The organism is Paraplanobispora takensis (genome assembly GCF_016863195.1).
Lineage (GTDB): Bacteria > Actinomycetota > Actinomycetes > Streptosporangiales > Streptosporangiaceae > Planobispora > Planobispora takensis.
Genome location: NZ_BOOK01000095.1, coordinates 1 through 12,111 on the forward strand (window position 1 = coordinate 1; position 12,111 = coordinate 12,111).

Below are 12,111 nucleotides of genomic sequence, written 5' to 3' on the forward strand. Positions count from 1 at the left end.
GCATCCGGCGGCACCGGCCGCTCCCCGGGCGGGCTCCAGCGCAGCAGCGCCTCCACCGCGCGGATGTCGCCGGAGGTCAGATCGACGACCGGCTGGTAGTGGAGGGCGAACTCCCCGCCGGCCAGCGCGCGGCGCAGCCCCGCGGTCAGCCGGGTGCGCTCCAGGCGGGCGGTGCGCAGGGCCGGGTCGAAGACGGTGATGTGGTTCTTGCCGGCGTTCTTGGCCGCGTACAGGGCCAGGTCGGCATCGCGCAGCGCCTCCGACGGGGTGGCCATCGGCAGGCCGGCCAGCACGCCGATGCTGGTGGTCAGGTACAGCTCGCGGGAGTCGAGCAGGTAGGGCGCCTGCAGCGCGGTCAGGATGCGCTCGGCCACGGCGACCGCGTCGCCGGCGGTGGCGTGGGGCAGCACCAGCGCGAACTCGTCGCCGCCCAGGCGGGCCAGGAGCCGGCCGTCCGTGACGATGGCCCGCAGGCGCGCGGCCACGTGGGTGAGCAGCTCGTCGCCGAGCGGGTGGCCGTAGCTGTCGTTGACGTCCTTGAAGCCGTCCAGGTCCAGCAGGAGCAACGCGGGCGGGGACGTGTCCGGGGCGGCGGCGGTGATGGCGTGCTGCAGGGCCTCGCCGAGCAGGGTGCGGTTGGCCAGCCCGGTCAGCGGGTCGTGTGAGGCACTGTAGGACAGGCTGCGCTGCAGGGCCTCCTGGCGGCGCAGGGCGGTTCCCAGCTCGGTGGCGTGGTCCTCGGCCAGGCGGGCGGCGATGCTCAGCCGTACGGTCAGCAGGACCGCCAGGAGCACGGTCAGCCCCATGACCACCAGCGCGGCGTACGTCTCGGCCGCGGCGTCGCCGATCACGCCGAGGCCCGCCAGCGAGACCAGCGGGCTGAAGACGGCCAGCGTCAGGAACGTCAGCACCTGCGTGCGGGTGCTGACCTCGGAGACCGGGACGGAGGCCCCGGCGAGGCTGGGGTGCAGCGCGGCGCCGCCGATCGCGGTCGACCAGAGCAGCTGGCCGACCGTGAACAGCGCGCTGGAGGACAGCCCGCCGGCCGGGTTGAGCAGGGAGGCCCCGTGGGTGACGAACGCCGTCGCGTAGGCCAGGCACAGCAGGACGAGCCACGGCGCCCGGCCCCTGGACAGGGCCAGCCGGGCCGTCAGGCCGAGCATGAACAGGTCGATGACGGGAGTGAGGAGAGCGAAGACGACGCCGGCGTCGAGGCCGGGGATGCCCTGGATCAGGGGGTGGACCATGAAGACCCAGAAGGGCATGCCCACGCCGACGGTGATGATGCCCGCGTCCAGCAGCACGGCCCGCGGTGAGCCGTTGGCGAGCCGGACCAGCATCACCAGCGCGATCAACCCGAGCAGGTAGGCGAAGACGAGCAGAAGGTGGGGGAGACCGGGGAAGAGGGGAACGCGCAGCCAGGCCGGGTCGACGACCTGCCCCAGCATGATCGCCAGCCAGGCGGTCAGCCCGGCGACGATGATCAGCCGCCAGGCCCGCAACCGGGCCAGGCGGTGCCGGCGGATCGCGGCCGCCATGGCCAGCGCCGTCGCCCCCTGCACGCCCACCCACGACATCACGGCCAGCGGGCCGGGCAGCAGCGGGGTGACCGCGGCCAGCAGGCCGCCGCACAGGAGATAGACGAGCCATCCGCGGGCCGGGAGATCGCGGCGCGGGCGCGGGGCGGGCAACGCCGTCGGCAAGACCGCCGCACCCCCTTCCCGCATCCCGTCAACCGGGCCGGAGACGACCGGCCAGAGCGCCTATCGGCCGGTCACGGCGGTTCATGAGTCTTTTCCGCCTCCAGATTCTTTTCCGCCCCCGGATTCTTTTCCGCCCCCGGATTCTTTTCCGCCCCCGGATCCGAGCGGGGCGCTCCGGCCTTCCCCGGTCTTCGCGCGGCCGAAGACGAAGGGCTCCAGGTCCCGCTCCGGGACCGACAGCCGGATGCCGTCGCCGGTCAGGTCGCCGACCTGCTCCCAGCCCACGAACCGGCTGCCGCGGTGCAGCAGGCGCACGATCGCCCGTACCGGCCCGGGGCCGTATCCGCCCGGGCCCCGTTCGTAGCCGAACAGCCGGCCGGTGTGCCGGGGCACGACGATGAACCCGTCGATCCGCAGCGCGTGCTGCACCCCGGCCAGGAGCGGGCCGTCCTGTCGGAGCCCGACGTCGGCGACCTGCCCGACCTCCTGCCCCTCGGCGTCGGTGACGCGCAGGCGCAGCAGCGGGCTCAGGCGAGCCGCGCCGGGCGGGGCGGCCTCCGGCAGGTGCGCCGACGCGCCCGGCGCGGCGTGGCCGCTGCCGGGGATCGGGTCGATGACGGTGCGCCGCGCCCAGCGTTCCAACGCCATCTCCAGAGGCCGGCCGCCGATGACGAGCGCGCTGCCGATATCCGAGACCAGGGCCATCGGGATCCGCCGCGGCCCGGGGTGCTCCTCGGGACGCAGCATTTCGGTGACGGCCACCATGAGCCGGCCCAGGACGCCGCCGACCCGGGGGCCCAGGGCCAGGGGACCGGCCAGGATCGCCGTGACGTACGGCCGGCCGTCGGAGCCGGTGGCGAGCTCCAGGTCGTCGACCTTGCACACCAGCCGCCCGTCACCGGAGTGGATCACCTGCCGGTCGAGCAGGTGCAGCTCGGCGTGCAGGCGGCGGGCGGCGGTCACTGGCCCGCCTTGGTCGCGATCATGAGGGGGATCGCCGCGGCGGCGACCACGACGAGCAGCACCATGTAGACCGTCCCGAGGGCGTTGGAGAACCTGCCGTTGACCTTCTGCCCCATGTAGTCGGGATCATTGGCGATCATGAGGACCGGCAGGTAGGTCAGGGGAAGCGCCGCGGCGGAGAAGACCAGGGAGTACTCGGTCACCTTGATCGGGTCGATCGTGGTCAGGATGAGGGCGGTGGCCACGATGACGCCCGCCAGGACCACCGCGTGGAAGCGCGCGGCCTGGCGGGGCCGTACGAACTTGCCCCACTGCCAGCCGAAGTACTGGCTGATCGTGTACCCCGACGACAGGGCCGTCTCCAGGGTCGCGCCGAACGTCGCGGCGAACACCCCGAAGATCACCAGGACCAGGCCGATCTGGCCCGCGCCCAGACCGGCCGGGAGCAGCATCTGGCTCAGCGTGTCGACCTGGGCCTGAACCGGCAGGAAGACCGTCGCCGCACAGCCGGCGATGGCCAGGGACAGGAAACCGCCCAGCGGGAACCCGACGAGCACATTCGCCCGCTCGACGGCCAGGTCACGCCGGCTCCAGTGCTCCTCGACCCCGCCGGAGGAGAAGAAGAAAACCTCGTACGGGGTCATCGCCCCGCCGAGCAGGGCGATCGCGTAGTACCAGTAGGTCGGCGCCCCCTCGTCGGGCGGCGGGTTCGTCAGCTGGCGGCCCAGCTCGGCCCAGTCGGGGCCGAGCTGCCACAGCGCCACGGCGAAGACGATCAGCGCGAGCCCGGCCAGTCCGAACACCCGCTCCATCGTGGTGAACTTGACCCGCCACATCACCAGCCACGCCACCAGCGCCACGCCGGGGACCCACAGCAGGTAGTTCACCCCGGTCGCCAGTTCCAGGGCCAGGGCGGCGCCGCCGATCTCGGCGGCCAGGGTCAGGACGTTGATGAAGAACGACGCCACGAGGTTGACCAGCCCGGTCCGGGGTCCCAGCCGCTCGCGGACCAGGTCGAAGACCGGCCGGCCGGAGACCGCGGCGATGCGGCCCGACATCTCGGCGAACAGGCAGATCCCCACCACCCCGACCACCACCACCCAGGCCAGCGACATCCCGAACCGGGAGCCGACCAGGGCGTTGGCCACCAGGTCGCCGATGTCGACGAACCCGCCGAAGGCCGTCAGGACGCCGAGCGTCACCGCGAAGACCTTCTTCATCGCAGCCGTTCCCCGGTCGCGCGCAGCCGCCCGGCGATCTCCTCCAGCCGTGCCGCGGCCTGCGCGGGACGGGCGATGCCGGCCCGCCGCAGCTCGATCAGCAGGCCGTCGACGTCGTCCTCGGCCTGGGAGAGCAGCTCCAGCAGTTCCTCGCGCACCTCGTCGGAGGCCCGCGAGGGCGGCTGCACCCCGCCGAACTGGCCGGCGATGCCCGACAGGTCCTCGGAGACCTCGGTCAGCAGCGTCTTGACGTAGGGGGACATCAGCCGATCACCGTCGCGTACGGCCAGCCGGGCCATCTCCACACCCGAGGCCGCGGCCTCGGCGGACGCGGCGGCCTTCAGCGCATAGTCGTGATCGTCCCAGGCCGGGCTGACACACCCGCTCAGGAGCAGCGTCAGCGACAGGCAGACCGGGATCCGCCTCACCGGGTCCTCCGCATCAGGAGATAGCCCAGCAACCCGAGCAACGCGACGAACTGCCCCCACGCGGCGAGCAGCACGAGTCCCTCATCCGTCACAGTCGTCCTCTGCCCGTCGATCAAGGACTTATCCGGAAAACCCTGCGGGAGCGTGGCATCAACCGCCGCTCGCCACCCGGCGGCGGCGAGGGCCGGTTGCCGCTCGGCCGGGGCCGTCGCGGTCACGCGGGTGGATCCTCGCCTGTCGGGCGGCCGTCGTGGTCGTGTGGGTCGATCTTCGCCTGTCGGGCGGTCGCCGCGGTCATGGGGGCCGGTTGCCGCCCGCCGCGGGGACGCGCAGCGGCAGCCGTACCGTCACCTGCCACCGGCCGCCTGCGGCCCCCGCCTCGAACCGGCCGCCCAGCAGCGCCACCCGCTCCCGCATGCCGTCCACCCCGCGGCCCGTGCCGGGACGGCGCGGACGGTCCCGTACGGGATTGCGCACCTGCAGCTCCAGATGCCCGTCCCGTACGGCCGCCGCCAGTCTGACCGGCCGGCCGCCGTGCCGGACGGCGTTGGTCAGGGCCTCCTGGGCGATCCGGTAGGCCTCCCTGGACACCAGGGCCGGCACCGCGTCCAGGTCGCCGGAGACCTCGGCCTGCGCCCCGGTCGCTCGCAGAAGGCCGGGCAGGTCGGCGAGGGTCCTGGCGGGGGGATCGGCGGGGGCGCGCTCACCGCCGCCCCACTCGCACCCGCCGTCGTACGTGCGCCGGTCGGCGGTCCGTACGTGCCCGTCGTCGTGCGTGCGCCGGTCGGCGGTCTGCACGCGTCGGTCGTCGTCCTGGGCGCGCAGTACGCCGAGCACGTGGTCGAGGTCCTCCAGCGCCGCCCGCGCGGACTCCTCGATCGCGGTGAGCGCGGCCCGCGCCGCCTGCGGGTCGCGTTCGAGCACCTTGCCCGCGGCGCCCGCCTGGAGGGTCACCACGCTGAGCGCGTGCCCGACGGAGTCGTGCAGTTCCCTGGCCAGCCGGTTGCGCTCGGCCAGCCGCCGGGTGCGTTCCTCCAGCACCGCCAGCCGGTCGGCGGGGGAGGGGCCGAGCAGCGCCGGGGCCAGCCGCGCCAGCAGGGCGCCCGCGTACGACACCGCGTGGATCAGCAGGAGCAGGGTCGCCATCGCCGCCGGGGGCGCCCACGCGGTGGTCCATCCGGCCTCGAACCCGGCGTCCATCAGGCCGAACGGGTCTCCGTACACGGGAAGGACGCACAACCAGATCGCGAACGGGACCACCGCCAGCGTCACGCCCGCCACCACCGCGCCGACCGTCAGGTGCAGGGTGAACCAGGCCGCGGTACGGCCCCGCTCGGCCCAGGTCCGCCTCCCGGCGGGCGGTGGAGAGTCGACGGCGGCGCCCAGCAGGCCGCGCGCGGCGGTCAGCTCCAGGCCGCGTACCGGCAGGAACAGCCCGGTCAACACGATCACCGGCAGCATGGCCGAGAAGATCAGCGGGTCCCTGGTCAGCAGCGGGTATCCGGCCGGGTCCGGCAGGCGCAGCAGCCCGTCGATCACCGACCCCGCCATCACGTACGGCATGGCCAGAGCCCCGCCCAGGATCAGGCAGGTCCACCGGAGGTAGGTGACCGGGCTGGTCACAGGGGCCAGGAGGCGCCTGCGGAGAAGTCTCACGGGGGGTCCCACACGGCCGATCCTGCCAGGGGACGGCCACGGACGCCTTCCGGCCGCGGGCGCCTTCCATGGGGAGACCGCTCGCGGGGGAAGGTCGGCCGTCCGGAGAGGTCCGCCTGCGAAGGAACCCACTCGGGGAACCCGTCCGGGGAGCCCACCCGGGAGCCCGCTCCCTGTCGCGGGGCGGTGGGCGGGTACGCTCTGCCGGGCGATACGTGACTTTCGGGGGCTTTCGCATGGATGTGGCGGAGATCGCGCTGCTGCTGGTGGCCGCGGCGGGGGCGGGATGGGTCGACGCCGTGGTCGGCGGGGGCGGGCTGCTGCAGCTGCCCGCGCTGTTCGTGGCGGGTGTGCCGCCGGTCCAGGCGCTGGCCACCAACAAGTTCGCCTCCGTCTTCGGCACGGCCTCGGCCGCCGTCACCTACGCCACCACCACGAAGATCGACAAACGGGTCGCGGTCTCCACGGGGCTGACCGCGCTGCTGTTCGCCGGGCTTGGAGCCTCGGCCGCGGCGGCGATCTCCACCGAGGCGCTGATCCCCCTGGTGATGGTCGTCCTGGTGACGGTGGCGCTGTTCGTCACCTTCCGGCCCTCCCTGGGCACCCACTCCCACCCGCACCTGCGCACCCGGGCCCGGACCCTGGCCGCGATCGGGGTCACCGGCGTCGGGATCGCCTTCTACGACGGCATCATCGGCCCCGGTACCGGGACGTTCCTCATCATCGCGTTCACCGCCATCCTCGGCATGGACTTCGTGAGCGGCTCGGCCCACTCGAAGATCGTCAACTCCTGCACGAACCTCGGGGCCCTGGTGGTCTTCGCCTACCAGGGACACGTCCTGTGGCTGCTGGGCCTGGCCATGGCCGTGTGCAACATCGCCGGTGCCCAGCTGGGCGCCCGGATGGCCATCAGCCGCGGCTCGGGATTCGTGCGGATCGTGCTGCTGTGCGTGGTGGTCGCCATGGTGGCCCGCCTGGGCTGCGGCCGTTTCTGGATGTGCCCAATCTGATCTACTTTGTAAAGGCGTTGGGTGGATTCACCACCCCAGTACGCAGGGCGGGGGCTGCCAAAGCGACGAAGAACGCCAAGATCGCCGGGATGGCCAGGGCGCGTGGCAGGCTCAGCAGTTCGGCGGCTCCGCCGATCAGTACCGGGCCGGTGAGGAAGCCCGCGTAGCCCAGGCTGGCCACCCGGGCCAGGGCCTGGCCCGCGCGGGCCGGGTCGCGGCGTCCGGCGGCGGAGAAGACCTGGGGGACGATGCACGACAGGCCCGCGCCGAAGCAGGCGAAGCCGATCACTCCGGCGATCGGCCGGTCGATCAGCAGGGCGGTGCCGAGTCCGCCGGCGGCCAGCAGGCCGCAGGCGCGGACCAGGGCGACCGGGCCGAAGCGGGCGGTGAGGCGGTCACCGGCGAGGCGCCCGGCGGTCATCATGATGGAGAAGGCGGCGTACGCGGCGGCGGCGAGTCCTTCGGAGCCGCTCAGGTCCTCCAGGTAGACGGAGCTCCAGTCGGCCGCCGCACCTTCGCCGATCATGCAGCAGAAGGCCAGGACGCCCAGCAGCGGCACGCCGCCGGCTCCGCCCGCCGAGGTCGTGCCGCCGTCGGCGTGGACGGTTTCGGCCCGCCGGGTGAAGGCCCAGCGGGAGGCCCACAGCGCCATGGCCGTGATCGCCACGGCGACCAGGAGGAAGGTGAGGGCGGGGGTGAGGGCCGCGGTCGCGAGCAGGCCGCCGGCCGCCGCGCCCAGGAATCCGCCGATGCTGAACACCGCGTGGAAGGAGGACATGATCGGCCGGTTCATGGCCTGTTCGACCTCGACCGCGTTGGCGTTCATCGCCACGTCGAGGGTGCCGTGGACCGCCCCGAAGGCGAACAGGGCGAGGGTGAGGGTGGCCAGGTTCGGGGCCAGGGCGGGCAGGACCAGCACGACGCCCTGGGCGAAGGCCATGGGGAGCATCACCCTGACGCTGCCGAACCGGTCGACGAGGCGGCCCACCACCTGCATGCCGGTGATCGCCCCGGCCGCGATGCCGAGCAGGCCGATGCTGAGCCGGCCGTCCCCGAGGCCGAGGTCCTGCTTGATCGTCGGAATGCGGGCCGTCCATGTGCCGATCGCCATGCCGGAGAGCAGGAACAGCAGACAGACCGCGACCCGGCCGCGCCGTACGGCGGCCCGGTCGTCGTGGAGGAGGGTCAAGGAGATCTCCAGAAGTCGTCGGGGACCGCATCGGACGCACACGGCAGCGCACCGCCCGGCCGGGGACGATCCGCCCGGCGGGGGTCCTGGGGGAAGGGGCGTTCGCCCGTCTCGCCCGGGGAGCCGTCCGGTGGTTCTCCCCGATCGCCCTGCGCCGCCGTACCCCTTGAAGAGCCGTACGGCGGGGCGGGTCAGACGGTGCGGACGGTGACGCCGGCGGCGGTCAGGGCGTCGTGCTCGGACGGGGGGAGGGCGGTGTCGGTGACGACGACGTCGAGCCGGTCGGCGGGGCACACGGCGCCGAACGCGGTGCGGGTGAACTTGCCGGAGTCGGCGGCGGCGACGACGCGGCGGGCCGAGGCGATCGCCGCCTGTTTGACGGCGACCTCCGCCAGGTCGTGGGTGGTCAGGCCGTGCTCGGCGGACAGGCCGCAGCAGCCGATCACGGCGGTGTCGAAGCGCAGGGACCGGATGGTGCCCTCGGTCAGCGGGCCGGTGAAGTTGAGCTCGCCGGGGCTGACCTCGCCGCCGGGCAGGACCAGGCGGATCCGCGGGGCCGTACTGAGCTCGTGAGCCGACCGCAGGGACAGCGGCAGGACCGTCAGGCGGCGGTCCCGGAGCACGCGGGCGATCTCCAGGGAGGTGGTGCCGGAGTCGAGCAGGACGGCCTCGCCGTCGGCGAGCAGGGCCGCGACCTCCGCGGCGATCCGGCGCTTGGCGTCGACCGACTCGTGTTCGCGCACGCCGAAGGGCGGCTCCTCGCCGCGGAGCAGCAGGCTCACGGCGCCGCCGCGGACCCGCCGGACCACGCCCTGCTGGGCGAGCTCGTCGAGGTCGCGGCGGATGGTCATCTCGGAGACCGCGTGCCGGAGCGCCAGCTCCGCCACGGAGACGGAGTCGTCCGCGCGCAGGGCGGACATGATGGCCCTGAGGCGATCGGAACTTTCCATGTGTTCATTTGAACATCCATCATGTGCGTGACGCAAGTGCGGGACACTGCGGGACACTTGGGGTATGCGCGCGAGCCGTCTGCTGTCCCTCCTGCTGCTTCTGCAGACCCGGGGGCGGGCGACCGCCACGGAGCTGGCGCGGGAGCTGGAGGTCTCGATCCGGACGGTCTACCGGGACGTGGAGGCGCTGTCGGCCGCGGGGGTCCCGGTCTACGCCGACCGGGGGCCCGCCGGGGGTTACCGCCTGCTGGACGGCTATCGCACCCGGCTCAACGGGCTGACCGCCGAGGAGGCCTCCTCGCTGTTCCTGGCGGCTCTGCCCGGCCCGGCGGCCGAGCTCGGCCTGGGGGAGGTCGCCGCCAACGCCGAGCTGAAGCTGCTGGCCGCGCTGCCGCCCGAGCCGCGCTTCCACGCCGCCCGGATGCGCGAGCGCTTCCACCTCGACATCCCGGGCTGGTACCGCGGCGCCGACGAGGTGCCCTACCTCGCGGAGGTCACCCAGGCGGTGTGGGAGCAGCGGCCGCTGCGCATGACCTACCGGCGCTGGGGTCCGAAGGACGTGGAGCGCCTCGTCCACCCGTACGGCCTGGTCCTCAAGGGCGGGTCGTGGTACATGGTGGCCTCCGCCGGCGAGGGGGAGCCGCGCACCTACCGGGTGTCGCGGATCATCACCGCCGAGCTCGCCGAGGGGCGCTTCGACCGGCAGGAGGGCTTCGACCTGGCGGATTTCTGGCAGAAGTACGCCGCGGAGTTCCGCGAGCGCATGTACACCGCCGAGGCGCTCATCCGGCTGGCCCCCGGCCGCGAAGGACTGCTGAGCTACACGGTCGGGTCGGACGTCGTCGACGCCGCCCTGGCCGCGGCGGGCCCGCCGGACGCCCGGGGCTGGACGACCCTGCGCCTGCCGATCGAGTCGCTCCCGCACGCCCGGTGGCTGCTGCTGCGCATGGGCACCGACGTCGAGGTCCTGGAGCCGCCCGAGCTGCGCGTCCTGATGGCCGAGACGATCGCCGGACTCGCCGAGCTGTACGGCCCCGCCCCGTCCCGCGCGGCGGAGGTCACGGACTCCGCCGGCCCCGGATGATCCTCACGACAGCGCCCGCGCCACGACCACCCCGAACCCGGCCGCCGCCAGACCGCCGACGACGCTCACGACGACGTTGAGCACCGCCCGCAGCCTGGCGCCGGATCCGGCCAGCCGTACCGTCTCGTAGGCGAAGGTGGAGTAGGTGCTCAGCGCACCGCACAGGCCGGTCCCGGCCAGCGTCATGGCCCACCCGGGGACGGGGAGCGCGAGCAGCGCCCCGAGCAGGGCCGATCCGATCACGTTGACGGTGAGGGTCCCCCAGGGGAACGCCGCGCCGCGGCGGGACTGCACGGCCCGGTCGGTCAGATAGCGCAGGGGAGCGCCGACGGCCGCACCCAGGGCGACCAGCAGCGCGCTCACCCCGCCTCCCCGGACGGGCCGGTACGGCGGAGCCCGGCGAGCGCGCGGGTGGCCTGCGCGGCCAGATGGGTGGCCGTCACCGCGGCGGCCACGGTGGCGAACAGATAGACCAGCGCGACCTGCGGGGCGCCGCCGGCGGCGAGCCCGCCGATGTCGGCGACATAGGCGGAGAACGTGGTGAACCCGCCCAGCACCCCCGGTCCGAGGAACGGGCGCACCAGCGGGTGACCACGGCCGGCCTCGGTGACGAGCACCATCAGCACGCCGATCAGCGCGCACCCGATCACGTTGGTCGCGAACGTGGTCCAGGGGAAGCCGCCCGGCGGGTGCGGGAAGGCGCTCGCCAGCCCATGGCGGGCCAGTGCGCCGATCACCCCACCGGCCGCGACCGCCGCCAGTGTCGCCCACGGTACCCGCCGATCTCCGGTCTGCCCCGCGGGGCCGGCGGCGGGAGCACCGGGGCGCGGGCCGGGATCGGGGCGAGGCGAGGAGGGCGGACCGCCCGGAGGGCGCGGAGAACGGCGGGCGGGTGTGTCGGGCACGGCAGCTCCTACCAGCACGAGGGGACGCATCTGGCGGGGACCGTCGGCGGCCTGTCGCCGCGGTTCGCCCGCGCCGTGCGCGAGACCGGCGGGCCCCACCGCCGTCGCCCTCCCCGGAGGGCCGCCGTCAGCTTACCGGCCGTCCCGGTGCGGGCCGTTCCCCGAGGCCCCGGTACGGAGGCCCCGGTACGGAGGCCCCGGTACGGAGGCCGCGGGAGTGGGAGCCGGGGGCGGGGAAACGTGATTGCGGGTGCGCCGGGGGAGTGATGACGATGTCGGGATGTTCCTCATCGCCTTCATCGGCTCCTGTTTCCTGCTCGCGATGATCCCCGGTGTCAGCACCGCCGTCATCCTCCGCCAGACCCTGCGCGCCGGGCGAGGTCCCGGCATGGCCGCCACCCTCGGCAACGAGACCGGGATCCTGTTGTGGGCGCTGGCCGCGGCCTTCGGCCTGTCGGCGCTGGTCCTGGCCTCCGAGGTCGCCTACGACGTCATGCGGATCGTCGGGGCGGTCTTCCTCGTCGTGATGGGCGCCCAGTCGATCCGGCAGGCGCGCGCGGGCCGGGAGGCGGAGCGGCCGCGGGAGGAGGCGGTCGCCGAGACGCCCCGGGGGTGGCGACGTTCCTACCTGCTGGGGTTCAGCACCTGCCTGGCCAACCCCAAGGCCGCGGTGTTCGCGATGTCCTTCCTGCCGCAGTTCGTGCCCGAAGGGGCGAACGTGCCGCTCACTCTGATCGCGCTGGCGGTGATCTGGGTGCTGGTGGACACCGTCTGGTACGGGCTGTTCATCTGGATGGTGGGACGGGCCAGGACGGTCTTCGGCCGGCCCGCCGTCCGCCGCCGTCTGGAGCGGATCTCCGGTGTCGTGCTGATCGGCCTGGGCGTGCGGCTGGCGGTGGAGGCGCGCTGACGACCGCGCGGGCCGCCGGCCGGTGTGGCCTTCGATGGGACGGAAGTCCCATCGAAGGCGGGACTTTGGCGGCCCGGACAGAGTCCTACGACG

General features: G+C 73.8%; 12 protein-coding genes. 3 read left to right on the top strand and 9 right to left on the bottom strand.

What is annotated here, in order from left to right; all coding sequences use genetic code 11:
* From Pta02_RS40065 to Pta02_RS40085, 5 genes are all read right to left on the bottom strand, one after another.
* A partial coding sequence (locus Pta02_RS40065; RefSeq protein ID WP_203880281.1) for a GGDEF domain-containing protein occupies positions 1–1,703 on the bottom strand: 1,703 nt, incomplete at its 3' end.
* 81 nt (positions 1,704–1,784) lie between these two features.
* Entirely contained in the window at positions 1,785–2,666 is an 882-nt protein-coding gene (locus Pta02_RS40070; protein WP_203880282.1) for a hypothetical protein, read from the bottom strand.
* Positions 2,663–3,886, bottom strand: a complete 1,224-nt coding sequence (locus tag Pta02_RS40075) for an Nramp family divalent metal transporter (RefSeq protein ID WP_203880283.1) — start codon at positions 3,884–3,886, stop codon at positions 2,663–2,665. The genes Pta02_RS40070 and Pta02_RS40075 overlap by 4 nt, the downstream gene beginning before the upstream one ends.
* Positions 3,883–4,314 carry a hypothetical protein gene (locus tag Pta02_RS40080; protein ID WP_203880284.1) on the bottom strand — a complete coding sequence of 144 codons (432 nt, stop codon included), beginning with the start codon at positions 4,312–4,314 and terminating at the stop codon, positions 3,883–3,885. Before Pta02_RS40080 ends, Pta02_RS40075 begins: the two co-directional genes overlap by 4 nt.
* A 294-nt stretch (positions 4,315–4,608) precedes the next feature.
* On the bottom strand, positions 4,609–5,937 hold the full coding sequence (locus Pta02_RS40085; RefSeq protein WP_203880285.1) for a sensor histidine kinase: 1,329 nt from the start codon (positions 5,935–5,937) through the stop codon (positions 4,609–4,611).
* A gap of 269 nt (positions 5,938–6,206) precedes the next feature.
* Here Pta02_RS40085 and Pta02_RS40090 point away from each other — a divergent pair, with 269 nt between their 5' ends.
* Positions 6,207–6,980: a TSUP family transporter gene (locus Pta02_RS40090; RefSeq protein ID WP_203880286.1), complete on the top strand. Its 774-nt coding sequence runs from the start codon at positions 6,207–6,209 to the stop codon at positions 6,978–6,980.
* A 1-nt stretch (position 6,981) separates the two neighbouring features.
* Here Pta02_RS40090 and Pta02_RS40095 read toward each other — a convergent pair whose 3' ends face one another.
* Together Pta02_RS40095 and Pta02_RS40100 are read right to left on the bottom strand one after the other, a co-directional pair.
* Complete coding sequence (locus Pta02_RS40095; RefSeq protein WP_239131591.1) at positions 6,982–8,169, bottom strand: MFS transporter; 1,188 nt, start codon at positions 8,167–8,169, stop codon at positions 6,982–6,984.
* Positions 8,170–8,360: 191 nt separating this feature from the next.
* Positions 8,361–9,119, bottom strand: a complete 759-nt coding sequence (locus Pta02_RS40100; RefSeq protein ID WP_239131592.1) for a DeoR/GlpR family DNA-binding transcription regulator — start codon at positions 9,117–9,119, stop codon at positions 8,361–8,363.
* Between the two features lie 64 nt (positions 9,120–9,183).
* Here Pta02_RS40100 and Pta02_RS40105 point away from each other — a divergent pair, with 64 nt between their 5' ends.
* The gene (locus Pta02_RS40105) at positions 9,184–10,203 is read left to right on the top strand and encodes a helix-turn-helix transcriptional regulator (protein WP_203880287.1); all 1,020 of its coding nucleotides are present in this window, start codon (positions 9,184–9,186) and stop codon (positions 10,201–10,203) included.
* A gap of 3 nt (positions 10,204–10,206) precedes the next feature.
* Here the strand turns inward: Pta02_RS40105 and Pta02_RS40110 are convergent, their stop codons facing one another.
* Together Pta02_RS40110 and Pta02_RS40115 are read right to left on the bottom strand one after the other, a co-directional pair.
* Positions 10,207–10,566: a fluoride efflux transporter FluC gene (locus Pta02_RS40110; protein ID WP_203880288.1), complete on the bottom strand. Its 360-nt coding sequence runs from the start codon at positions 10,564–10,566 to the stop codon at positions 10,207–10,209.
* Positions 10,563–10,964 (bottom strand): fluoride efflux transporter FluC, encoded by a 402-nt coding sequence (locus tag Pta02_RS40115; RefSeq protein WP_275423660.1) that lies wholly within the window; start codon positions 10,962–10,964, stop codon positions 10,563–10,565. The genes Pta02_RS40110 and Pta02_RS40115 overlap by 4 nt, the downstream gene beginning before the upstream one ends.
* 424 nt (positions 10,965–11,388) lie before the next feature.
* Here Pta02_RS40115 and Pta02_RS40120 point away from each other — a divergent pair, with 424 nt between their 5' ends.
* On the top strand, positions 11,389–12,018 hold the full coding sequence (locus Pta02_RS40120) for a LysE family translocator (protein WP_203880290.1): 630 nt from the start codon (positions 11,389–11,391) through the stop codon (positions 12,016–12,018).
* Positions 12,019–12,111: the final 93 nt, after the last annotated feature.